Here is a 25,431-nt window from a genome sequence, read left to right on the forward strand (position 1 = left end):
CGGCGGCAATAGTTGCTTTATTGAATTGTGGAACCTTTTGTTTTAGTGGAGTATAAAAGGAGATAAGTGCCTGTTATTAGACACTTATCTATCAATTTTTGTGATTTATTTGTTAGTGATTAAATATCAACAACCACTTTGCCCATGCCTTTGCCACTTGTAAGACGCTCATGTGCTTGACCAATCTGTTCTAGCGAGTAGTGTTTTTCGTCTACGATTGGCGTTAATTTACCTTCATCAACGATGGCCGCTAACGTCGTTAAAATCTCACTATGTTGTTCACGTTTCACATTATGAATCATCGGGATCAACATAAATACCACATGTAGTGACAGTCCTTTAAAGTGTGCTGTCGTTAAGTCCATTTCAATCATTGATACTGTCGTAGCAACTTGGCCATTAAGTGCAGCTGCTTCAAATGAATTAGCTATGTTAGCAGCACCAACAGAATCATAAACAATGTCAAAACCTGCGCCATCTGTGTATTGTTCAACATACTCAGCAACCGTTTGGTTGCGGTAATTAATACCTGTAGCGCCTAACTTTTCAATTAAAGCGAGTTGCGGCTCACCGCCGCCAGTAGAATAAACGTCTGCGCCAAAATAATTAGCGAGTTGCAATGCAACGTGACCTACGCCACCGCTACCACCATGTACTAAGACTTTTTGTCCTTTTGAAATACCTGCACGAATAAGCCCTTCGTAGGCAGTAATACCGACCAAAGGTAGCGCCGCTGCTTCACGCATACTGATGGTTTTTGGCTTTAGCGCAACCAACTTTGCGTCAGCTACCATGTATTCAGCCAAGGCACCTTGAAGTTCACCTAAACCGCCTGCACAGCCATATACTTCATCGCCCACAGCAAACTGAGTTACGCCCTCACCAACGGACTCAACTGTACCAGCAAAGTCCATTCCGAGAATACCCGGCATTGTTGGAGCTAATGGACCGAGTTCAGCACCCATTTGACGCAACATAGTATCCACTGTGTTCACGCTAGTAGCGGCAATCTTAACTAAAATATGGCCGGCTTTTATTTCTGGCTTTGCGACTTCTGCTGCTTCAAATACTTCAGTGCCGCCAAATTGTTTGATGATCATTGCTTTCATTATTATTTCCTTAAATATGTTCTATTTAGATTCTGTGTTTTGTTTATGCGGTCAGTATATTTACAATGTATGGGTTTGATAATATGCTTGATTACATAATCAGTTTTTACTTTTTGTTGATAATAAAATGAATATTGAACATCTGAAGTTGTTTGTCAGAATTGCCGCTACACATAATATAAGCTTAGCGGGGAATGAACTTGGATTATCTCCTGCAGTGGCCAGTTCACATATGAATAAATTGGAAGCCTCGCTTGGTGTAAAACTCATTTATCGAACAACTCGAAAAGTGTCATTAACGGAAGAGGGACTGGCATTTTTGCCCCACGCGGAAGGTGTCCTCGATACCGTAGATACAGCTCGTGCGGCGGTTGGCGCTGGCAGTTATACACCCCAAGGTACTATCAGAGTTGCGGCTCCGGCGTCATTTGGCAGGATGCACATAATCCCAGCCTTAAAAGGATTTATCGACCAATATCCAGAATTGAAAATAGATTTGCGATTAAGTGACAGCATGATTGATATGGTTGAAGGTGGTTTTGATATTGCAATTCGAAACGCTTCCCTCAATGATTCGACACTCATTGCCAGAAAGTTGTCCCCCGACCGACGCGTAGTTTGTGCGTCACCTGACTATATCAAGCAGTACGGAGAACCACTTCACCCTTCGGAGTTACAACATCATCAATGCATTACGTTATTTGGATTAGACAATTGGCAATTTGAAACGCCTGAGGGGGTTGTTCGAGTTAAAGCGAAAGGCATGTTACGTACTGATAATGGTGAATCGATACGCGATGCAAGTGTTGAAGGTATTGGTGTCACCTTGTGTTCGATGTGGTGTGGTTATCGGGAATTTGAAAATGGTAAATTGGTTCAGATACTAAAAGAGTTTCCATTGGTTTCAGATACGGCTATTTGGGCCGTTTATCCAAGTTCTAGACTTGTTGCCCCTAAGGTCCGAGCGTTTATCGACTATTTCTCCCAATATTTTGGCAACACGCCGTATTGGGAGAAATCGTCACATTGAGTGGTTCAAATTAACGGGCTAAAACCTGCTCGATGGCTTGTGTCAACTTGATCGTTTTGTTGGTATCGAGAGCGTCTGGGTGCGGTGCTGAAAATTGTCCTATGTCATTATCGAAATATAACCCAGAAGCTTTTGCAAAATCGTTAGATAATGCAGCTTTTACCAAAATATCAGCACCTTGTTGAACGTCTTCGCCAGCGACGCCGTAAGCTTCTTTTACCATTTTACTGCCTAAAAATGACTTAGGATTAACGGCGACAATTACTGGACCATCTGAACCTAACGACATAGCCATTTGCCTTGACCACATAGTAATTGCGAGTTTGCTTTTGGCATAAGCTTCATTGTCTGACAACTTACCCACGGTAAACAACTCTGCGGGGTTGATTGACGCCTGTGCTGCGGAGGATACGTTCACAACTCGGCCAGAATTATCCATTATTGGTAAAAGTTGTTGGGTTAACAAATAAGGGGCAATGGTGTTAACGGCAAATCGAACATCAAACCCATCAATGGTTTCGGTATTTGCAATTTTGAACACCCCCGCATTGTTAATTAACGCATCTAAGTGTTGGTGTTCTTCTTTGATTTGGTTTGCCAATTGCTTAACTTCGCTTAGGATGGATAAATCAGCTTTATAAGTTTTAATAAATTCAGGCGATGCAAAATCTGACAACAAGGTTTTAACCGCCGCTAGTTTGGCTTCACTTCTGCCATGCAATAAAACCTCATGACCCAATTTAAGCAATGATTTAGCCGTTGCAAAGCCAATGCCGTCAGTTGACCCGGTTATCAATATTGTTTTCTTCATTTTAGTTTCTCCGAACACATTACATTTTATTGTATGGTTGATTAGTTAATAATTAATTTAGGGAAGTTCAATGGCTTTGTTAATTTAGTCAGCGTTTGCTAAATTCGGTCAGTACGTTTTCAGCCAATAAATTTAGTGTTGTTTCAATGTCGAGCTGATTAAATCGTAAATTAAGTGCCACATGATTAATTCCTGCACGTTCGAGCGATTTTAAATACCCGACTAAATACTCAACCGTAGACCTAAAACCGAGATGAATTGGCTCAGGTTTAGCTGAGTTAGAGGTAGCTAAGTCAAAATACAAAGGTTGCATTACGGGTTGCGGCGCTCGATTGTAACGTTTAAGCCGATTATACCAATCTTCAACAAATAGCTTTTGTACAAGAGGGTCGTGAGGATAGACCATGCACCCATCGCTATTTTTGGCGATCCATTCAGGTGATTGTTGACTGCCGCCTGTTACCAACAATGGCAAACGGCCATTGGTTGATTTTGGGAGCATATCGATGTCGCTATCGTGGTCAAATTTTCCATACCTATTATCAAAGGTCGGTTTATCGTTTTGCATTTTTCTAATGTATTCAAAACTATCACGAAAGCGTTCACCTCGGTTTTCATATTCAAGTTCCATTGCTGGATATTCCTGAGGTCTATCTCCGGAGGCTACTCCTAAGATGACTCTACCATTAGACAAGACATCAACACTCGCGGCGGATTTAGCAACATGGGCTGGATGCCGCAGTGGTAAAACAATACTCGCAACACCTAGCGCAATGGTTTTGGTCTGCGCGGCGAGATAACCAAGATAAACAAATGGATCAAAAACATGACCAGCGTCACCAAATGCAGGCACATTAAACGGTACATCTCGTAACCAAACAGATTTAAAGCCCAAACGCTCAGCGAGTTGTACGCGGGTTAAGTGGTCTTCCATTGTCGGCACTGGACCAGACTCATACCGCTCTAGTGGTACCACAAGTCCAATGCTTAATTTTCCTAATTTAAAAACAGAGTTATATCCTGAGTTTAATGAAGGAAAACAGTTTGTCTGAGCTGTGTCTTGAGTGCCTTGCGTCTTTTTCGTCGTTTGCATGTTTTGCTGCATGTTTTGGTCCATGGTAGAAATGAGTGAACAATTTACTTGCCGATATTCACTGTGAAACTAACCATTATACTAACGACAATTAAAGTAATTGATAATACGTCAATTTAGATATTCAGTTTTTACATTTTGTTGATAAAGGGAGAGGGTATTTAGTCAATTTAACATACAAAATTGGCCTACAATTATAGATTTAGCTTGGCTGTCAATGGTTAAAAATGAATTTGAAATTTGATGACAATGTCATTAGAAGCCCTTTTTACGTAACCTGGACTCGTTTTGAACTGCGTTTATTAATTTGCCAAAATTCCTATCTTTTTCTTTGCGTTCAGCCAATGTAGCACTATTAAAGGCTTGTTCTTTTAACAATTTCTGAAAGTTATTGAATCGTCGCGGCTCTAGTTCTCCATTTGCAAGTGAACGTTGAACAGCGCATCCGGGTTCTGTTTGGTGAGAGCAATCACTAAATCGACACTGTTTAGCTAATGCCACAATTTCACTAAACGTTTCATTAACACCAGTTTCACATTCAGTTAACTGCAACTCTCTGATCCCCGGCGTGTCCATTAACAATCCACCTTGTGGTAGCGATTTTAATGCTCTGTGAGTTGTTGTATGTCGGCCCTTGGCGTCATCTTCTCTGATGCTGCCTGTTTTCATAGATTCAGTTTGCAATAGCGTATTTACAATTGTTGATTTACCGACGCCTGAGGAACCTACAAACGCGATGGTTTGGCCTAGTTTGCAATAAGGGGTAAGTTGTTCGAGGTCTGAATACGCTAACGCATTTACGGCTAACGTGACCATCATCGCGTCGAGATCTTGTACTTGGTGTATTTTATTTGTTACTTCTTCATTATTTTCACATAGGTCGGCTTTGGTCAGGACGACAATAGGGTCGACCATAGCGTCTTTGGCAACCGCTATATAACGCTCTATTCGGCTTAAGTTAAAGTCTTGATTAAGTGAGCTGACAATGATGAGGTGATCTATATTGGCTGCGATAAGTTGCGTATCAACTTTTGACCCTGGAGACTTACGTTGAAACACAGATTGCCTTTCTAAACTTCGCTCAATTATGTTTGTGGTTTTATTGATTAAAAGCCAATCCCCGACACAAATAGGTTCAGCAATATTGGATGGTCGGATATCAAATTGACCTTGGTCGCTCACAACAACTATTTTACTTCGGTGCTGCTCCACAACTCGACAAAATAGACAGGTGTCATATTCATCTAAATTGATCTGCTGTTGAAAGAATGGTCGCCAGCCTAGTTGCTGCAAACTCAAATGTGAAGATGAAGACAAAATTATTTACTCTTTTCGGTTTAGTTTAAATAAGCGTTGTGCTTACCCACTATAGTCGATATAGCCCGTTTTTGAAGTAAGTGAAACTCAGTTAAGGCGACTAAATACTTTTGTATATTAGCATTGCATTCCAACCAATAAATAATGCAATTGCATAGCTAATTAATGTCCCTAACAACATATATTCTGTCAGCTTCATATCTTTGTTTTTTGTTAAATCGCCAAATCTAAAAATTGTTTTTGTGGCGACTAAAAAACCAATGCCTGCAAATTGCCCCATAAAAATAAAAGAAATCGCTAAACATCGTTCAATGTAGCCTATCCATGAACCTGCTGAGATTAACCCAACATTGTTTTCTTTTTCGATTTTCAGTTCGACTTCTGTTTTATCCGGCGTTTGACTAATTAATGTGTCGCTTCTTGTTGCCATATTATTATGAGTTAACGCATCGGTGTGTTTCTTTAGAGCGAGTGCTATTAAAACCGATGCCGGTTTACAAACGAGCAAATAGGCAATACCGAGGATCATGGTTTTAGGGGTAATGAGTTGCTTTAAAAATCCAATAACGTCTATAAAAGTAATATTGGAAATAACAGCCCAAACTATGACTAAAATGACGATACGAAGTAATTGATCGAGTAGAAAGTAGACAAGGTTATTGCTTTTTGGTGACTTACAAAGGTCGGCCATCAAATGACCGGCAGTGATAACAAAAACCGCAGTAATGGCTTGAGTTAGGCTTGTCGGTGTTAAATAAATAATTGTCGTTAATACTAAAGTGTAGAGCAGGGCGTGTATAATTGCGCGTCTCCAGAGCGTTTTGATTTTTACGGATTTAGAGGTTGATTGCGTTAGCCACTGCGGCGATTGTAGATAAAAATCGCTAATAAAGTGGGCGGTTAGAAGCAACAACAAGGCTGTCATTGTGACTTTTCCTTCAGATATTCAATCTTACGATTAACATTCTCAATATATTCTTTTATTAAATTCGCACCAATATTACTGAGCCTATTACTGATGTTTTGGCGAGTGGTAGCGGTTAACTCAGCCATGGTTTTATGATCGGTAAAATCGTTTTCAATATATTGATAAAGCAAGGTGGCTTGAGTTTTGGTGAGTCGATTTAAAAGATGATTTAAAAACTGTGTGAGTAAGTTAAGCTCACTTTCGTCTAAATCTTGCTCAATCAGAAGTGATAGTTCACCCCTTGATGTTTTTTGAAGTCCCCGTCCAGACGCAACAAATACCGAACCTGATGACGTGTTTGGTTTATCGGCATAAATGTCGTATTCACCATAGGCGAGCGAAAGTGTACACTGGATTGGCTTTTCTGAAAACGTGGCTAAATGCAGTGCGAGTTTAATTAATAATGTGCTTTTTAGTGCATCTAATGGGTTAGGGTATTGAATTTGAAATTCATCACCACGGTATATTTCACCGACGGCGTTAAACTGGACGTTTACGTCTTGCAGTAATGACGTTAATTGCTTTATGACTTCTGAATACGTCTCTTTTGACATTTTTGTTGAATTAACAATGTCTCCAGTTAACACGGCGATCATTTCGAAGTTTCTCAATAGTTAAGTATTATGCAACCTTATATGATTGCAATTTAATTTGCAATTGAATTTGATTGCCTTGGGGTTTACAACAAAAAAGGATTGTCTGCGCTCTAAGTTCTAAGGATAGTGCAATAAAAAAGCGAATCCAATCAGTATGAATTCGCTTTTAAATTTAACAAGACCAATATTAGCCGTTAATTATTTACAATTTAGCATAACCTTAGTTTTGCCCTTAGAATAAATAGCTAACGCTTAAATCGACTGTCCTAGGCATTATATAGCGACCATTTGACGATAACGAATCGCGTGGATCACCTTCTGTTAGTGCGTTTTCATCGGTCAAATTACTGACTGACATTTGCACTTGAACCGCATCAGTTAAGTTTAAGATCATACCTAAATCAACTTTTTGATAACCAGCCAAGGTTACGGTATTTTCATTATTGGCAAAGCGGTCACCAACGGCTGAAATATTACCGTAAACAGTGGCCCAACTGCCGTTGTCAAAATCAATGTCATAACTTGGGGTCAAACGAATTTGCCAACCTGGTTGTCTTTGTGCCTCATTACCTCTGTTATCAGGGCTTTCAGTAATTTCGGTTTGTTGAACTGTAGAGTTCAGACTTAGCGATAGACCACTTTCGGTGAAATAATTGAAATCAATTTCAATACCATAAGCTTCATTAGTCAATACTTCAGCTGGCGCACCTGGTTGTGAAACAAACGTATCGCCTTTCACTTCATTAAAAAAGGTTGTGGCATACAGTTCGTAATCATTTCGTACCATTTTATAACCAAACTCAAATTGAGTTACCTGTTTGATTAAGTCTTCACCATCTTGGTATGAACCAAAGTTGTCTCTGAAATCATCAAAAAACGGCATTTTACTTCCGTCACTATAACGAGCGAAAATACCTTGGTTTTTGTCCAACATCCAATTTGCACCAACAGTATAGGCCAGCTCTGTTTTGTCATAAGATACGGCCTTATTTATTGCACCGTCCAACCCTTCATCAACCGTATATTCAATCTTATGATTTTCGTTTCTGAGTCCACCATCAATGGTGAGACCGTCAATCACATCAAATGATGCTGCGATATATAAGGCACTTGTTGCTCCATCACCCACACTATTAATATCATAGTTCCAGCCACAGCCATCTAAGTTATCGTTACAGTCAATACCGGTTAACATCTCGCCACCTGACTCAATGACATGGTAGGCTTGATTACCAATTGACCACCAGTCGTTTGCGGCAAATGTCGAGTGATAATAACCTGCGGTAAAGGTGCCATTATCCAACGTTTTAGTTAGCGTGAAGTCATTGGTAAATGCCTCTATTTGCTTTTTGACTACCCAGCGCCCAATTTGTTGAACCATAGTGTCGCCTGCATACACTTTGCCTGACACGGCACCAATTGCAGAACTGCCATTATCGGCAACATTAGACAATGCAGTAGCATCTTCATTTGGCACTAAACCATAAGTATTGGCGTCACCTGTGGTGTATATGAATCGGTCGACTAGCGCCCAATCATTTCCCAATGTTAAGTCTATGCTGCCACCTGTTACCGAACCATTCCAACCGCGGCCTTGACCAAAATCAACAGTTTCTTCGGTATTATCAGGGCCATATTTGATTGTGGCTAAGCGATTTTTACTGCCAATTTGTGTGTATTTATTATCGACCGAATCGACATTAAGTGGCGATGGCAAATACCAGACGCCATGATCGTCAGTTATACGGCTGTATAAATTGATCTTACCGTTGTCTAATTGTTTGGTGATGTTAAGGGTAAATTGCGACCCTTGTTCCGCATTAAAACCTGCGTCACGTATGCCTGGTGAGCTTTTAATGTAACCGCCGGCCATAAAGTACAAATCTTCGGCTATTGCGCCACTGATCATACCGTCGATACGTTGTAAGCCGTAATCTGATGTAGAGTACTTAAAGAGACCTTCGGTATCTTCCGAACCTTCTTTAAGGATGAAGTTGGTTGTTAAACCGGGTTGTCCATTAGAAACAACGGCATTAGGGCCACCGCGAAGAGCGTCCATAAAAACGACCGTTTCGTCTAGCCTAAATAAGGTAGAATTTTCTAAAAAGGAAAGGGTTGGTGGTGGAAAAATCGGTGCACCTTGCAACTGTACAGTTAAGAAAGGTGCATCGCCACCACCGGGGAAGCCACGAACGAAGACATTGGCGCCAGAAACACCACCTGAGCTTTCCGCCCAAACACCTGGTACGGCTTTGAACAAGTCAGCTGTACTTTTTGGCGCTAACTTTCTAATGTCGTCTTCTGAAAACGAACTGATTGCAAAACTCACTTCTTTTTTTGCAACACTTTTACCGCTAAATGTCCCGGTAACAACAATTTTTTCAACGTTGTCATCATTATTATTTTTTTGTTCAGCAAAGGCGTTACTTGTACTACAAGTAAAGGCCAAAGCTAAGGCGACTGACGATAATTTGAATTTTTTAGTCATTTTTATACCCTCTAAGTTGCGATGGTTTACACCCATGCAACTACTGATTATTTTGATTGTAGTTCCTTCCCCGCATTTAAACTAAACAAAATTGCAATCGTTTGCAATTACTTTGTGCAACTAATTGCAATCGATTGCAATTGTAAGTGTTTTACGACGTTAAGTTGCGTTTAACTACAGTAGTTAGTGATAATTCTTCGTTTGGGGAATTGCTACTAATGCAAAAGTGGCATTCTAAATGAACCTATGGAATTTGTTGTAACTAGCTTACGGACCGAATTGTTGAAACGTTTTTAGCAATAAAAATGGTTATTAGAGATTGCTTAACAGGAAAGAACTCATGGTTTGTTTTTGATTGTATTACTGACTATGTATGCAATAATTCTGTTATTACGATGACTAAAAATAATGAAAGGCGATATTTGCTTTGAGCAATGATAATAAACTCACCTTAGCTGGATTGGCCAAATTAGCTGGTGTTTCAACGTCAACGGTTTCCCGAGCGCTAAATGATAACCCCTTGATAAAAAAAGAAACTCGAGAAATGTTGCAAGCGTTGGCTAAAGAAAATAATTTTAGTTTAAATCGCGCCGCAAGTCGTCTACGTACCCAAAAAACGAATGTTGTCGCGGTTATTCTCAATTTAATAGATGATACTGATCAGAGTATTAATGACCCTTTTTTGCTCAAAGTCGTAGGGGATCTTAACCAAGCGCTTAATCAAAAAGGCTACGAGTTGTTGTTGTCAAATTCTCTTATGGCAACTGACGATTGGAGTAATTATTTTATCAACAGTAGTCGTGCAGACGGTATTATTGTTATTGGTCAGGGAAAAAGCACCAGTAAAATAGAAGATGTTGCAGCTGCTGGTTCCCCATTAGTGGTGTGGGGCGATCCTAAAGTAGCAGCTAATTACGCTGTTGTCGGCAGCAATAATGAACTCGGTGGCTTTATTGCGACAGAGCACTTAATCGACGGCGGTTGCCAAAACATCGTATTCTTAGGGGATCCCGAACATGCTGAAATGAGTGAACGGCATAAAGGTCATTGTCGAGCATTAGCACGGGCGGGTAGGGTAATTGACAATAACTTGACCTTATCATGTGACATCACAAGTAAAGCTGCTTACGAAAAAATATCGACGGAAATCTTAACTAAAGGATTATATTTTGACGGCATTGTCGCGACCAGCGATATGGTGGCATTGGGTGCTATGAAAGCGTTAAAAGAACGTTATGTCAGTATTCCGGGTGATGTCAGTATTATTGGTTTTGATGATATCGCGATGGCCGAATTACTGCACCCAGCATTAACTACGGTCAAACAGGACACCAAGTCAGCTGCAGAAGTAATGGTTGAGCAACTCCTTTATCAGTTTCAAGGTAAGCCCGCTAAATCGGCTATTGTTGATATCGAACTTATCGCCCGAAAATCCAGTAAACACGCCTAAAATAAATTCTAGATGTTGTTATGGTATTTATATAATCGGATAAATACCATAACAACACCTTGTAAATAAATCCAAATGCAAACGTTTGCAATTGTGAATAAACAATACTAGACTAAATGAAAATCTTTACTTAAGAGTGTCCAATGTCACGACTAATTACTATTTGCGCAATTGCCGCAAGCTATTTTGTTTTTGCTATTTTATTAAACAGTGTCGGTACCGTCATTCTACAATCTATTTCGAGTTTTGGAATAACTAAACCAGAGGCGAGTACATTAGAAGGTTTTAAAGATCTTTCAATCGCGTTTGTGTCTTTTTTTGTCGCGTCGATTATACCAAGGATTGGCTACAAGGTAACGCTACTAATTGGCTTGGCTTTAGTCACTGTAGCGTGTGTTGTCACACCGTTAGTTGGCAGCTTTTGGGTCATTAAGCTGTTGTTTGCCTGTATTGGTGTTTCATTCGCATTAGTTAAAGTTTCTGTTTATTCCATTATTGGGCAATTGTCTACCTCGGTAAAATCTCATTCATCTTTATTAAATACAATTGAAGGTATTTTTATGCTTGGTAGCCTTTCTGGTTATTGGTTGTTTAGTGTCTATGTTGACCCTAACTCAGTTGTATCGACTGCTTGGCTAAATGTGTATTACCCTCTTGCAGGAATGATCGCATTAACTTTAGTTTTAGTTGGTTTTTCGACGATAAGTCAAACAGAGTTAACATCTAAAAATGAGAGCGTATTGGTTGAATTTATCAATATGATCAAAATGAGTTATCAACCGCTTGTTCTGGTATTTGTGTTATCTATATTTTTATATGTATTAATTGAACAGGGTATTGGTACTTGGCTTCCGACGTTTAACAACGAAGTACTTGGTTTACCAAATAATGTGAGCGTCCAAATCACGAGTATTTTTGCTGCCGCGCTGGCAATTGGTCGTTTACTTGCCGGTCAAGTTCTTCGCTTTATACACTGGTATCCATTTCTAAATATATGCATTTTATCCATGGGGTTGATCATAGTTGTACTATTACCACTTACCCAAGCAACTGAAATGGGGAGCGTTAATAACGTATTTGATGCACCAGTTGTTGCCTACTTACTGCCATTAATCGGTTTGATGATGGCGCCAATTTATCCTGTTATTAATTCGGTAATGTTAAGCAGTGTAAAGCAGTCTAAACAAGCGTCGATGACGGGCTTAATTGTGGTATTTTCAGCGTTAGGAGGCACCACAGGTTCGGTTATTACTGGTTATTCATTTCAAGCGCTCGGAGGCCAACAAGCATTTTATCTGTCGTTAATCCCAATGACACTCATTGTCATCAGCTTATATTTTTTCAATAAGGCATCACAGGCCAAACCAACATCAAGTTTGTAGTAGAAGGGTTATTGTATGCACCAGACCAACCTAAACGCATTTAATTGTCATGAAAGTTTTGCGTTTTTTGAAAGTGAATTATTTAAGGATGTACAAACTCAGGGGGTATTTCCTGATAGTAAAACGTTTACCGATTCTGTACCAAAGCAGCCTATCCATAAGATTTTGACTAATTATCAACAGGAAAGAAAAAGCAATACTGGTTTTGTGCTTCAAGATTTTGTCTTAGCCAACTTTATTATTCCGGACACCCTTGAAATAACGATAGATAGTCCGTCTACCGATATTAATCAGCAAATTGAAAAATTATGGTTGGCGTTGGAAAAACCAGCAGACAAACTAACTAATACCTCATTATTGCCTCTGGCTAATCCTTATGTTGTGCCTGGTGGTCGCTTCCGAGAAATCTATTATTGGGACAGTTACTTTTCTGCGTTGGGCTTAATTAAATCCCATAAAACCAAACTCGTGATGAGTATGTTAGATAATTTTGTCGACTTACAGCGACGCTTTGATTGTATTCCGAACGGTAACAGAAGTTACTATTTATCCCGGTCACAACCACCAATATTGGGATTATTAGTTGAATTACTTTTGCCATTTCAATCAGAACCAATTTCATTTATTAAAAAATATATAGATGCTATTACCAAAGAATATGAGTTTTGGATGCAGGGCAGTGACGATTTAACCGACGAGAAGTCAGAACATCGACGTGTGGTGAAATTACCTGATGGTAGTTTTTTAAATCGCTACTGGGACGACAGTGATACACCAAGACCTGAATCTTATAGAGAAGATATTGAACTGCTCAATGATTTTAAGCCTGATAATGAAAGTGAGTTTTTCCGTAATATTCGGGCCGCCTGCGAATCCGGTTGGGACTTTAGTTCTCGATGGTTAGCCGATCCGCAATCATTGGCGACAATTAGAACCACTCGAATTCTGCCAGTTGATTTAAATTGTCTTCTGTTTAAAGTTGAAAGTTTATTAGGACATTATTTTGAAATTTTGTCTGATGAGTTTTTAAGTTCAAAGTATAAAGATTTAGCATTAAAGAGAAAAATTGCGATAAATCGTTATTTTTGGTCAACAAAAACTAACTATTTTATGGACTACGATCTCGATAAAAAAACCAATAGCCCAGTATTATCGATGGCAGGGATCTTACCACTATTTGTAGAGTTAGCTGATGAACATCAAGCAAAGTGGATATCTGATGCTATTAAAATACAATTTCTAAAACCTGGTGGATTAGTGACAACCTGTGTTGAGAACACTCAGCAATGGGATGCGCCAAATGGTTGGGCGCCTTTGCATTGGTTTGCTGTAGTCGGATTACATAATTATCAACATGATGAACTTGCTAATACTATTAAACATAGATGGACAAAGACCATTGATGTTTACTTTAAATCAACAGGCAAGTTAATGGAAAAATATAATGTTTGCCAACAAACCCAAAAAGCAGTCGGTGGTGAATACGATGTTCAAGAAGGTTTTGGATGGACAAATGGAGTATATCAGGCGATGTCTGGCGAAGATTAATGACCGAAATGAGCTTAGTGGGCAATAACTAAGCTCATTCCTGTCGTGGTAAGTATGTAGCTTAAAACTTAATTTCACATACGGACATTTTACCTTGGATTGTTGTCCACCATTTTCCTGTCCATGTACCACCATTTCTACTCGCTAATTGTTTACATTTATTATTAGCATCGTTTTGATTCCAAATTGGACCAGCTTCAATTGCACGTTTATTGCCTGAGCAATTTTGAATGCCTTGTTGCCAATTATTATGTTTGTTAATTTCAGATTTAAAACACTGAACGGTATTAGCGGCATTAGGGCTGTTTTTACACAAGTTTTTAACGTTTGTTGGACTCCAAGAACGGCTTCCACCGCGTGCCCAAGCAACTTTCCCTTGGATCATGGATTCACATAACTGTTCTTGCGATTGTGTTTGTGCAGGTCTGCGATCTTGATTGTTTGTTGATTTTATTCGGCACAATTCGTTATTTGTGCCTTGGTTGTAATAGCCCCAACTGACTTTTGTGGTGTGTAAGTCTAGTTGCAAATTCATTTTTCTGGATGGGTCGTTGAGATAAACTGACCATTCATCTCGATTTTGTTCTTGCCAGTTGATCCGAGAGCCTCGCTCATTAATTTCTTGCCAGCGTTTATTTCCGACTCGTTGAAAGGTGCTTTTATAAGTGGAACCTTGATAACAAACCGCTTTAGTTAATGAGTACGCATCAATCCCAAATTTACCTTTTGCCCATGTATTTGACGACCATGACAACAATATAGCCATTATTATAATCACAATTTTTTTCATAATATTTCCCTTTAGTTTATTTTAAATAACTGTCCTTACTTCCCCAGTAGTGTCTTTTTTTTTGATCTAAAAACAATAACGACTAAATATTATTTATTGACCAACCTTTTATAAAAATAACAGCTGTTTATTTTGTCGCCAATAAAAAATTGTTAAATTTTTGCTATAAACCTTTTCAGGCGACATATATTAAGTGGATTATTGCGAGGAAGATAAGAGTCGATTAACATTTAATTTGGCAAAGGCTTCAAAAGTTTCGGCTAATAAGGATAAATTACGCCCTGTTTTACGGACTAAAAACCATTGGTTGGTAATTGGAAATTGGTCTACATCTAAGGTGGTTAATCCAGGGACATTACTGTGATCTAACGTTGAACGACTTAAGATAGCAAGACCTAACCCTTCGGCTACAAAGAGCTTTATCGCTCCATTACTTTCTATTGTCATTCGTTCTTTGAGTTTTAAATTGTGCTGCTGACAAAACATATCAATACTCATGCGTGTGCCTGAGCCTTGCTCCCGCATAATAAAAGGGTAATGTTGCAGACGATTTAAACTGATGTGGGGCTGACGAGTCAATTCATGGGTATCACTTGCCATGACAACAAGTTCGTTATCCACAAAAGGTATTTTTTCAGCTTCCAAGTTTTCAGGCCAATGACTTAATACATAAAAATCATCCAAATTTTCCATATAACGTTTTAATACGGTTTGGCGGTTGTTTATGGTCAATTGCACGTCAATATTGGGATACTTTCGGCAAAACGCGCTAAGCAGCTTAGGCATGAAATACTGGGCGGTGGATACTACAGCAATACGTAGCTTACCTGCATTTAATCCGTTAAACGCATCTAATCTAATGTGTAAGTCTTCAAAGGTATTGGCGATGCCTAAGGTCGCTTGATAAACCGCATAACCGGCTTCGGTAATATGAACTTTTCTATTATTCACCACATACAGTTCTGTATTTAATTGTTCACATAGATTTTTGAGTTGAATAGATACTGAGGGTTGCGATATATGCAACTTTTCTGCGACTAAAGAAACACTATTGGTTTCTACGAGCGCAGAAAATATCTGCATCTGTCGTAAAGTTGGTGATTTTGTGAAATTAATCATATACAAAAGTCTATGGTTAGTATTGTTTATATATATTTTAAATTATATAAATTCTGAAATAACATCAAGCTCAAGTTTTAAATTTAATAAATATGTTTTTTAAGATATAAATTAATAAGCGTAATCAACATTATTGGAGCATTCATGTTAGAACCGGTACAACAAAACGTTCGTATATTAGGGACCTTACTAGGGAACAGTATTGCTGTTGAACATGGCGAGCAATGGATTGATAAAATTGAGCATATTCGCTTAAAATCACGTGACGCCCTAAATGACGATCCGAGTGTGATAAAAGAGTTACAAGCGTTGTTTGCAGAATGCTCTGAAGAGGATATGATCATTTATGCTCGGGCCTTTAGCCAGTTCTTGAATTTGGCCAATGTTGCAGAGCAACAATATACGGTAAGTGACGAAGGGTTAGATCAACTCGATTTACCGCACCCGTTAGAAGCTTTGGGTGAAAAATTGGTAAATGTTAATCCGGATAAATTTCACCAAGCTCTTTCCAAGTTGCATGTAGAGCTTGTGCTTACAGCCCATCCTACGGAGATAAACCGGCGTACATTTATCCACAAATATCATCAAATCGCTGATGAATTACAAAATAATCAAGACGACCAAACACGTATTGCCGAGTTAATTGAGCAAGCATGGTTTACCAATGAAATACGTCAGGAGCGTCCTACGCCGTTAGATGAATCTCGTTGGGGCTTAGAAGTAATCGCTGATAGCTTATGGGAAGCCGTTCCTAGATTTGTGCGTGAATTGGATGGTTTGTCTCAACAAATTACCAAAACCTCGTTACCGATTGATGCGGCGCCAATTACATTAGCAAGTTGGATGGCTGGGGATCGAGATGGCAATCCATTTGTAACTGCCGAATTAAGTAAAAAAGCGATTATTAATGCCCGCCTAAAAGCCTGTGAATTGTATCTCAAAGATTTTGAACACCTTTATTTAGAATTGTCTATGTCGGTCGCATCTGAACAATTAATGGCATTAGACATCGAGCGTATCGGTCCATACCGCACTCAACTAAAAGCGGTTGTTAACAAGTTAAAACAGAGCATTGTATTGCTGCAAAATGGTAAGACACGTGGCGTGATTGAAAGCCGCGAAGAATTACTTGAACCACTTATGTTATGCCGTGAGAGTTTAATTAGCCATGGTTTACACCGCATTGCCAATTCTTCAATATTAGATGTGATCAGACGTATTCATTGTTTTGGTATCTCGATGGTTAAACTCGATGTTCGCCAGCATAGTGAGCGCCATAATGCTGCTATGGCCGAAGTGACACGCGCATTAGGTCTAGGGGATTATGAACAGTGGAGTGAAAAAGAGAAGCAAGCTTTTCTAATTGCTGAACTCAATAATAATCGTCCGTTAATACCAAATATAACGTTTTCTGCCGATGTTAAAGAAGTTATCGATACATACAAAATGGTGGCAAGCCAACCGCAAGAAGTACTCGGTATCTACATTATTTCAATGGCCAGCGAAGTGAGTGATGTCCTTCTGGTTAAGCTACTTATGAAGGCCTGTGGTGTAACTTGGGATATGCCAGTATCGCCTTTATTTGAAACGCTTGATGACTTAAACAATGCTGCGCAAGTTATGAATGACGTGTTGAAAGTAGAACAATATGTTAAAGGCATTCAAGGCCAACATTATGTGATGATTGGTTACAGTGACTCGGCTAAAGATGCGGGCGTGTTAGCCGCAACGTGGGCGCAGTATCAAGCACAAGAAGCGCTTGTTAAAGTATTTAAAGAACATGACACCATCCTTAAGTTATTCCACGGGCGAGGCGGTACAATTGGCCGTGGGGGCGGTCCAGCACATGCGGCGATTGCGTCACAACCTCCAGGTACACTCGATGGCGGTTTACGCGTGACTGAGCAAGGGGAAACCATTCGATACAAATTTGGTTTACCTAACTTGGCGGTCAGAAGTTTGCACCTTTATGCATCTGCCATATTAGAAAGCTTAGTGACACCACCACCGGAGCCCAAAACGGAATGGCGTGACCTAATGGATACTATGGCGCAGAGTAGTTGTGAGCAATATCGTAGTTATATTCAAGACCGTCCTGAATTTGTAAAATATTTTAGACAGGCGACACCTGAGCAAGAATTATCTGCTTTACCGCTAGGTTCACGCCCAGCGAAACGTCGCCAAGACGGTGGTATTGAGTCGTTGCGAGCGATCCCTTGGATATTTGCATGGAGTCAAAATCGTCTAGTTGTTCCAAGTTGGTTGGGGTTAGGTAAAGCGATTGAACAGCAATTAGCAGAGAATACAGATACGATGCGTGAGATGCTAAAATATTGGCCATATTTTAAAGCTCGTATTTCATTGACCGAAATGGTTTATTTGAAATCAGACCGTACAGTGTCGTCGTTATATGACCAAAGTCTTGTTGAGCCAGAGTTACAAGTGTTAGGTGAAGAGTTGCGTTCACAACTAAAATCGGATGAAGCGTCGGTATTGGCTTTATTGGGTCAAAAGCAAGCTTTACAAAAAGATGCGTGGAACTTACAGAGTTTTGAAGTGCGTAAACCGTATTTATTGCCACTTCATTTAATGCAGATCGAATCGTTAAAGCGGTTACGTCAAAGCCCAGAGCATCCGACGTATGAACAATTGTTGATGTACACTATGGCTGGTATTGCAACTGGGATGCGTAATACCGGTTAGTGTCTAACTGGTATCCAATTCGCGTTTAGTTGTCATAAACAATCAGCGCATCGTAGATGGCCATACAACCTCAGTTGTTGGCCATCTGTTATTTTTGAGCGTTGGTATTTACCCAATTTAAACGATAATTGTGATATATTGCCGCGCGTTTTAGGAAGCTAACTTAACAGCGTTAATATTCAGTTAATTAAAGAGAGTCGATTATTATATGGATAACCAGCCAAACAACCCACTTCATGGGCTTAAATTAGAGACAATAGTGACCAAGTTGGTCGACTATTATGGTTGGCCAAAGTTAGGTACATTAATTAAAATTAATTGTTTTACTTCAGATCCGTCGGTTAAATCCAGTTTAAAGTTTTTACGCAAAACACCTTGGGCAAGAGAAAAGGTTGAAGCTCTTTATTTAGAGACATTTAGTGCTGTAAATCCATGGTTAAGTGGTAAAGACTGATAATCGATAGATGAGAGAACTGACGCTATGAACCGTCGTAAAAAGATCAATGATACACTCAAGGCAAAAGCTAAAAAGCGCAACGCAAAGTTGCATAAAAACCCTAAGCCTAAGTACATATCGAAAGCCGATAGAGTTGAAGTGTCGACTGATGAGATGTCAGCACAAACGACAGATTGCGAGAAGTAAATCGACATTTCAAACATCTATTTTAAATGTGATGTTTTGTTATTAGAGAATAACGCAGAAATACCCGCCATCTTCACCTGCAGGTGGGGCTAGTTATTCTGTCATTTTTAGACTGAAGGCCATTTCGCAAATAGATAAGTATTAAAAACCAACCCAATTGTTTGATAGTTAAAGAGAGTAATGATCATGGATAAAGAAATAGAAATCCAGGCCGCGGTTTTTCGCCGTTTATTAGCCCATTTAGATAGCCGTAAAGATGTTCAAAATATCGAACTTATGAACTTGGCTGGGTTTTGTCGCAATTGTTTTTCTAAGTGGACGGTATCTGAAGCCGAAAAATTAGGCGTCGATATTGACATGGATACGGCTCGTGAAAGTGTATATGGTATGCCTTATTCTGAATGGATAGAAAAACATCAATTACCTGCAACAGAAGAGCAAATGGCGAAATTTAATGCGTTAAATAGCAAAAAATAAATGCTATGAGCTTATTCAAGGCGCTTATATAGGGCGTCTTGATCACGCAGATTGATTCGAGTTTAGCCTTGTGAATCAATATTCTGTTGAGTTAAGCGATACAGGATTGCGAGCTCAATGGGTTTCCCTATGTGTCCGTCAAAGCCAACTTTTTCATATTTGTCGATGTCTTCTTTCATGACATTCGCTGTTAACGCGATGATCGGCGTATAATTGTTATCAATTTTTCTTATCTCTAAACACGCATCAATACCGTCCATTTCAGGCATTTGAATATCCATAAATACAAGGTCGGGCTTATGTTCGATAAACGCTTTTACAGCCAGTTTACCGTTTTCTACGGCGATAATTTTAGCATTTGTTGCTGACATCATTGACTTGAATACGACCTGGTTAATCATATTGTCTTCAGCTAATAGTATCGTTTTACCAGCAAGGTTTGGGGTAACCAACTCAGTTTCAATCTTGTCTTCGTGTTTAATTTCAACATTGGTTTTACTTAGGGGTAATGTTAAATACACTTGAGTACCAACATCAGATTCACTCTTAATTTCAATTACACCATTCATTATTTGTAATAAATTTTTAGTGATAGCCATTCCTAGACCGGTACCGCCATATTTTCTAGTCGTCGAACGGTCTGCTTGTTCAAATCGTTTGAATAATTGAGCTAGTCCGGCTTTAGACATACCAATGCCGGTATCAAATATGTTTATTTTAAGTCGAGGATTTCCCCATGGGTCTAAGTCAGATGAAACGCTGATTTGTACGTGGCCTTTCTCGGTGAATTTAATTGCATTAGATGCCAGGTTTAACAATATTTGTTTAACTCGGATAGGATCCCCAATCCAACCATCTTCAAAGTCTGTGTCTTTTTTGAAAATGACCTCGAGACCTTTTTCAACGGCGATAGGTTTAATGTCATTAAGTACCATTTTAACGATTTTGTTAACTTCAAAAGGAACTTCTTCGAGGCTTAACATACCAGCCTCTATTTTTGAAAAATCCAGAATGTCATTAATAATGGTGAGTAAAGATCGACACGAAAACAAAGCGTTTTCAATTAAATCATTAACCATCAAGTCATCTACTTGTTCTTCAATCAACTGCAATGAACCATAAATCCCGTTCATTGGCGTTCTTATTTCATGACTCATATTGGCCAAAAATTCGCTTTTGGCTTGATTAGCCACATCAGCTTCCTCTAGCGCTTTTACTAATTTCCGCTGTGTTTCTTGCCGAGCAGAGACGTCTCGAACCAAACCAATAAAGAGCTTTCGGTTACCGACAACAATTTTTGTAACAACCAACTCCATATCAAATTCTTTATCAGTTTTATCAACGCCTTTTACCAACCTTGTTGTATTAATGATATTTCGATTGATATTGTCGTCCTGTGTTTTTAAATAATGGTCGTGGTGTATTGCGACGTTTTTAGGCATTAGCTTACTAATGTTTGCGCCGATCATTTCTGACTCTGTATATTTAAATAGTTTTTCAGCGGAGCGACTGAATTTTTGGATTAAACCTTTATCATCAATCATGATAAGGGCTTCGCCCAAGTTATCTAAAATTGCTTGTTGCACATCTAATGTTTCGTTCATGATGCTTTCTTGATGTTGACGTTCAACAATCAAGTCATTAAATGCTTTAGATAGCTGACCAATTTCGTTATTGCTATAAACGAGGTTTTTACTAACATTTTTTCCTTCACGGAAACGTTGAACCACTAAGTTAAGTATTTCGATAGGGTAGGTGAGCTGCGATGAAATATAGATTGAAAATGCTGCGACAAGTATGGTGGTTAAAATTAACATAGCGATAGATATTGTGATGATTTTATCGTTACTACTAAAGGCATAACCTTTTTCAGTTTCGTTCACCACAACCCAAGTGACATCGCCAATGGTAATGTCTTTATGAACGGAAATTACCGGTTTGGAAAATAATCCCAAGGTATCAAATAATTCGATTTTTGTGTCGCGTATATTATATTGGACTTTGTTGTCGTCTGATGGCTGCGGAATAACTTTTTCAAATTCAATGTTTGAACCGAACTCAGAGTGCATTTTTAATTTTCGGTCTTGATTGACAATAAAATTATTTGTGCCGACATTTTTATATAACTCAATCGTCCGTTGGATCCTGTCCATTTTAAGTTGCATGGCCATAACGCCCATTTTATGTCCCTTATTGTCTAAAACTGGGGACGTAATAAAGCCTGTTAGATGGTGCTTATTTGCTGGATTCTCAAACAAATCTGAAAAGTTAACGCTGCCATTTGCAAAGGATTTTTGCATAACGTTACTCAATAAAGTACCGGAATATTGACCGGTAAAAAGATTAGAACCTAGCGTTGTATTATCACCTAACGAAAATAATACATTGCCTTTACCGTCGACCAAAATTAAATCTGCAATATAATCATAATCAAGCCATCGCTTTGTGAAATAGCCTTTGTACTTCGACACAACGAGTTGGTGCTGATAACTTTTTGTGAAATTTTGTATGGTTGACGCTTGGTTTTTATGTTGCTCGATGAGTTCAGACAATAAAGAAATTGTTGAAGGACTTGATGAAATATCTTTAGCGTCCATAAATCGATATTGAAACCAATTGTTAATAAAAGAAGCCTGTGATGACGCTTTACTCACAAGGTGTTTTACAACTTCTTGCTTTATTTGGCCACTCGCTAAGTTGTAGTTAATCGAGACGGCAACAATTAAGGGCATTAAACTTATGATTAAAAGCCAACTTAAAATAGAACGGTTTATCGAAGTAAATTTCTTTTTAATTGTCTTCATCGTTACCCGCTACTGATAAAGTATCAAATTCTTTAGCTGCAAAATTATTAATGTTGACTGGTGAAGTTATCGTGCCACTCTCCAACCCTAAATTCATCATTAACTTAAGTCCCGGTTTATCAATATCTAAATGTTCGTAATTAATCACACGTAATGTCGGATCTAGGCTTAACCTAATTGCTTCCGTTGTATGAGCGGGGATATGTTTTTGTACCATTTTAATGATTTCATTTAATTTTTCTGGATCACCGTTTCTTGCTTCTTCGATATATTTACCCGCTTTCTTAATCATAGAAAAAACCTCTTTTATGGCTTTTGATTTAGTTTCGAGCGCGATATTTGTTGCAAGGGCAATACATTCCACATGGCCGTTTTGCGTGTTTAAAACATCTTTTGAATACCATGCGACTTTGCCAACATTTTGTGATTCGGCAACATCTATCCATGGTAAAGACTGCTCAATGGCTACTGGCCTGTTTAAATTGTTGTTGCCACGTAAAAAGTTGAGTGACTGTGCAGGGTTAACGGCAATCGCTAATACTTGGTCGTTAAAATTAGGCTTGAAACTCAAAAGTAAATTGTTGTTTTTAAGATAATGAAACAAGATTACGGCATGCGAAGACTGCAAATGTGGCACGCCAATTAGGACTCGCTGATTTGCGTTTATTTCGGATTTAACAATTTGGGCAAGGTCATGACTGGGTTTGCGTTCGTTGTGGTTATCGGGCAATTCCAGTTGATTGGCAAGCACGTTGTTGATTGCTAATCCATTGCCGTCACGATGCATCAAGCCTATCCATTTAAAAATTGGACTTTCCGTGAACATGTTTAACGCCAAAGGCGCCATTGCAAAAGCTATTTCGGTATTGCCTTCCAAAAATTTTGTTTTTAACAAGTCCCAATTTTTCATTTGCTGGATAGAAAAATCAGCATATTTTATTTGTTCCGCATACTTTTCAAACGCCACAATTGCCGCATAGTGATCAGCTAAAGGGACATAGATAGCATTAACTTTTACACGTTCCGCATGTAATTGGGTTGAAAAAACGAAACAAAAGAGGATAAAACCGACGATCATACCTATTCGAAGTTGCATTTACGCTTTCCTGAATTTACTCTTAATGAGCTTAGACTAAAAAATCAATTTTGGCCTAAAAAATAAATTACTTATAAATAGGTAATTGATTGAATTTTGGTCATTAATATATGAGTTAACAATCAGCTTGCTAACTTATTTTTAAACAGGAAACGTAATGCCTAAAGCTAGTGAAATAAAAAAACATGCCGCACTCGATATAGATGGTCGAGTTTTAATCGTAAAAGATATTGTTCGTTCAGTTCCGCAGGGGCGTGCAGGCGGAAGCTTATACAGAATGCGTATGTATGATGTAGTCACCGGTGGTAAGGTTGATGAAACGTTTAAAGCCGATGATATGTTAAAGTTTGCCGATCTGACACGACGTTCAGCGACGTTTTCATACATTGACGGTGATGAGTATGTCTTTATGGATGCAGAAGATTACACGCCATACAATCTAAATTCTGCAAGCATTGCAGATGAAATCCAGTTTATCACTGAAGATACACAAGGTCTTTCTGTCGTGTTAATCGAAGGTTCACCTGTAGGGGTTGAACTTCCTGCTCACGTGGAACTAGTTATCACTGAAACCGATCCTTCTATAAAAGGGGCTTCTGCTAGCGCGAGGACAAAACCGGCTACTATGTCTACTGGCCTGACGGTGCAAGTTCCAGAGCATATATCCGTTGGTGATAAAGTAAAAATTAATACAGCAGAGATTAAATTTTTGGGTCGCGCTGAGCACTAATTAGTCATTTAGAATGTCGAGTAAATATCGTTGAAAAGGTAAAACCAAGGTTTTACCTTTTCTATTTTAAGAGCTGTGATTTTGGCAATAATAAAATTGTTTTTCCGGTTTACATAGGTAACGCAGCTCAACGAAATAGAACCATGCATACGTATTTTCGTTTTTTCTGTTTCTATTTTTCAAACTCATAATACTATAACCCTATTTTTAAATAACGTGGCTAGTGAGTCGATTAGCCTTAGGAAGTTTACATGTCTAAACAATTACCTCTAACTCAAAAAGTACCGCATTGCAGTCAACTCGTCTTTGGTTGCATGGGTTTAGGTGGGGACTGGAATGAACCTAATTACAGTCTAAATGATGTTGCGGTCGCAAATAGAGCAATCGACACTGCGTTAGAGGTTGGTATCTCAATGTTTGATCACGCTGACATCTATACACGAGGGAAAGCTGAGCAAGTCTTTGGCGATGTACTCAAACAAAGACCACATCTTAGAAAAGATATGACGATCCAAACTAAATGTGGGATCCGATTTGAAGATGATAAAGGTCCTGGTCGATATGACTTCTCAAAAGAATGGATACTACATTCGGTTGAAACCAGTCTGAAGCGCTTAAATATTGAACAAATAGATATTTTACTATTGCACCGCCCAGACCCATTAATGGAACCAGACGAAGTGGCTTCTGCATTTGACCAACTCGTTAAACAAGGCAAAGTTAACAAGTTTGGTGTTTCTAATATGACAAGTGCGCAAATGCAATTGTTGCAGCAAGCACTACCAAATCCATTGGTTTGCAATCAATTAGAGATCAGTTTAGGGCATTTAGATTGTATTGATCAGGGCATTATTGCCAATGTAGGCGGAGAAGCTACATACAATGCGATGGCTGGCACATTAGAATATTGCCAATTGAACGACGTTCAAGTTCAATCTTGGGGAAGTTTAAGCCAAGGTTTATTTAGCGGACGCATTTTAGACGGGCAAGCTCCGCATATTATTACGACCGCTTCGTTAGTGTCGTCACTAGCTGCTGAATATCAAACAAGCCCTGAAGCAATTGTACTGGCGTTTCTTACTCGTTTGCCACAAGGTATTCAACCGGTAATTGGAACTGTAGATCCTGATAGGATCAGAGCGTGTCAGCGGGTAATTGAGGTAGAGTTAACCCGCGAACATTGGTATCAATTGTTTGTAGCAGCTCGTGGCCGTTTTGTACCTTAATTGGTAGTGCGAACGGCAACAAAAGTTGGCTGTTAAAAGGAACAGCCAGCTT

21 protein-coding genes are annotated in these 25,431 nt (G+C 39.0%); 10 read left to right on the top strand and 11 right to left on the bottom strand.

The genetic code is table 11. The features are described 5' to 3' along the window. Nucleotides 1-119: 119 nt before the first annotated feature. A complete protein-coding gene (locus tag Q4575_RS00215) occupies nt 120-1,109 on the bottom strand; it encodes a zinc-dependent alcohol dehydrogenase family protein (RefSeq protein WP_215963104.1) in 990 nt (329 codons plus the stop codon). 127 nt (nt 1,110-1,236) lie between these two features. Between Q4575_RS00215 and Q4575_RS00220 the strand changes: the two genes are divergently transcribed. Then, nucleotides 1,237-2,139 carry a LysR family transcriptional regulator gene (locus tag Q4575_RS00220; RefSeq protein ID WP_215963105.1) on the top strand — a complete coding sequence of 301 codons (903 nt, stop codon included), beginning with the start codon at nt 1,237-1,239 and terminating at the stop codon, nt 2,137-2,139. Nucleotides 2,140-2,149: 10 nt separating this feature from the next. Here Q4575_RS00220 and Q4575_RS00225 read toward each other — a convergent pair whose 3' ends face one another. The 6 genes from Q4575_RS00225 to Q4575_RS00250 all read right to left on the bottom strand — a co-directional run bounded on the left by Q4575_RS00225 (nt 2,150) and on the right by Q4575_RS00250 (nt 9,411). Then, complete coding sequence (locus Q4575_RS00225) at nt 2,150-2,950, bottom strand: SDR family NAD(P)-dependent oxidoreductase (RefSeq protein WP_303520936.1); 801 nt, start codon at nt 2,948-2,950, stop codon at nt 2,150-2,152. 88 nt (nt 2,951-3,038) lie between these two features. After that, nucleotides 3,039-4,055 (bottom strand): LLM class oxidoreductase, encoded by a 1,017-nt coding sequence (locus Q4575_RS00230; RefSeq protein ID WP_303520938.1) that lies wholly within the window; start codon nt 4,053-4,055, stop codon nt 3,039-3,041. Nucleotides 4,056-4,298: 243 nt separating this feature from the next. After that, on the bottom strand, nt 4,299-5,360 hold the full coding sequence (rsgA, locus tag Q4575_RS00235) for a ribosome small subunit-dependent GTPase A (protein ID WP_303520941.1): 1,062 nt from the start codon (nt 5,358-5,360) through the stop codon (nt 4,299-4,301). A gap of 100 nt (nt 5,361-5,460) precedes the next feature. After that, on the bottom strand, nt 5,461-6,285 hold the full coding sequence (locus Q4575_RS00240) for a DUF3307 domain-containing protein (RefSeq protein ID WP_303520943.1): 825 nt from the start codon (nt 6,283-6,285) through the stop codon (nt 5,461-5,463). Continuing rightward, the gene (locus Q4575_RS00245; protein WP_303520947.1) at nt 6,282-6,923 is read right to left on the bottom strand and encodes a MarR family transcriptional regulator; all 642 of its coding nucleotides are present in this window, start codon (nt 6,921-6,923) and stop codon (nt 6,282-6,284) included. Before Q4575_RS00245 ends, Q4575_RS00240 begins: the two co-directional genes overlap by 4 nt. A 232-nt stretch (nt 6,924-7,155) precedes the next feature. Next, nucleotides 7,156-9,411: a TonB-dependent receptor gene (locus Q4575_RS00250; protein ID WP_303520948.1), complete on the bottom strand. Its 2,256-nt coding sequence runs from the start codon at nt 9,409-9,411 to the stop codon at nt 7,156-7,158. Between the two features lie 427 nt (nt 9,412-9,838). Between Q4575_RS00250 and Q4575_RS00255 the strand changes: the two genes are divergently transcribed. The 3 genes from Q4575_RS00255 (at nt 9,839) to treF (ending at nt 13,791) form a co-directional block, all read left to right on the top strand. Beyond that, entirely contained in the window at nt 9,839-10,861 is a 1,023-nt protein-coding gene (locus tag Q4575_RS00255) for a LacI family DNA-binding transcriptional regulator (RefSeq protein ID WP_303520950.1), read from the top strand. A 143-nt stretch (nt 10,862-11,004) separates the two neighbouring features. Beyond that, nucleotides 11,005-12,243, top strand: coding sequence for a sugar MFS transporter (locus Q4575_RS00260; RefSeq protein WP_303520952.1), 1,239 nt, complete (start codon nt 11,005-11,007; stop codon nt 12,241-12,243). A 15-nt stretch (nt 12,244-12,258) separates the two neighbouring features. Continuing rightward, nucleotides 12,259-13,791 carry an alpha,alpha-trehalase TreF gene (gene treF, locus Q4575_RS00265; RefSeq protein ID WP_303520955.1) on the top strand — a complete coding sequence of 511 codons (1,533 nt, stop codon included), beginning with the start codon at nt 12,259-12,261 and terminating at the stop codon, nt 13,789-13,791. 61 nt (nt 13,792-13,852) lie between these two features. Here treF and Q4575_RS00270 read toward each other — a convergent pair whose 3' ends face one another. Then, complete coding sequence (locus Q4575_RS00270) at nt 13,853-14,581, bottom strand: mannan-binding lectin (RefSeq protein WP_215962757.1); 729 nt, start codon at nt 14,579-14,581, stop codon at nt 13,853-13,855. 198 nt (nt 14,582-14,779) lie between these two features. After that, entirely contained in the window at nt 14,780-15,700 is a 921-nt protein-coding gene (locus Q4575_RS00275; protein ID WP_215962758.1) for a LysR family transcriptional regulator, read from the bottom strand. A 144-nt stretch (nt 15,701-15,844) separates the two neighbouring features. Here Q4575_RS00275 and ppc point away from each other — a divergent pair, with 144 nt between their 5' ends. The 4 genes from ppc to Q4575_RS00295 all read left to right on the top strand — a co-directional run bounded on the left by ppc (nt 15,845) and on the right by Q4575_RS00295 (nt 19,523). After that, on the top strand, nt 15,845-18,403 hold the full coding sequence (ppc, locus tag Q4575_RS00280) for a phosphoenolpyruvate carboxylase (protein WP_303520962.1): 2,559 nt from the start codon (nt 15,845-15,847) through the stop codon (nt 18,401-18,403). Nucleotides 18,404-18,611: 208 nt separating this feature from the next. After that, a complete protein-coding gene (locus Q4575_RS00285) occupies nt 18,612-18,857 on the top strand; it encodes a VF530 family protein (RefSeq protein WP_303520964.1) in 246 nt (81 codons plus the stop codon). A 27-nt stretch (nt 18,858-18,884) separates the two neighbouring features. Then, nucleotides 18,885-19,046, top strand: a complete 162-nt coding sequence (locus tag Q4575_RS00290; RefSeq protein WP_215962761.1) for a DUF2986 domain-containing protein — start codon at nt 18,885-18,887, stop codon at nt 19,044-19,046. Between the two features lie 186 nt (nt 19,047-19,232). Next, nucleotides 19,233-19,523, top strand: a complete 291-nt coding sequence (locus tag Q4575_RS00295) for a DUF1244 domain-containing protein (RefSeq protein ID WP_303520967.1) — start codon at nt 19,233-19,235, stop codon at nt 19,521-19,523. Nucleotides 19,524-19,585: 62 nt separating this feature from the next. Here Q4575_RS00295 and Q4575_RS00300 read toward each other — a convergent pair whose 3' ends face one another. Then, complete coding sequence (locus Q4575_RS00300) at nt 19,586-22,327, bottom strand: ATP-binding protein (protein ID WP_303520969.1); 2,742 nt, start codon at nt 22,325-22,327, stop codon at nt 19,586-19,588. Continuing rightward, nucleotides 22,314-23,423, bottom strand: coding sequence for an ABC transporter substrate-binding protein (locus Q4575_RS00305; protein ID WP_303520971.1), 1,110 nt, complete (start codon nt 23,421-23,423; stop codon nt 22,314-22,316). Before Q4575_RS00305 ends, Q4575_RS00300 begins: the two co-directional genes overlap by 14 nt. A 157-nt stretch (nt 23,424-23,580) precedes the next feature. Here Q4575_RS00305 and yeiP point away from each other — a divergent pair, with 157 nt between their 5' ends. Then, complete coding sequence (gene yeiP / locus Q4575_RS00310; protein ID WP_215962765.1) at nt 23,581-24,153, top strand: elongation factor P-like protein YeiP; 573 nt, start codon at nt 23,581-23,583, stop codon at nt 24,151-24,153. A 251-nt stretch (nt 24,154-24,404) separates the two neighbouring features. Further along, nucleotides 24,405-25,379: an aldo/keto reductase family oxidoreductase gene (locus tag Q4575_RS00315; protein ID WP_303520974.1), complete on the top strand. Its 975-nt coding sequence runs from the start codon at nt 24,405-24,407 to the stop codon at nt 25,377-25,379. Nucleotides 25,380-25,431 lie beyond the last annotated feature (52 nt).

The organism is Psychrosphaera sp. 1_MG-2023 (assembly GCF_030548245.1).
Lineage (GTDB): Bacteria > Pseudomonadota > Gammaproteobacteria > Enterobacterales > Alteromonadaceae > Psychrosphaera > Psychrosphaera algicola.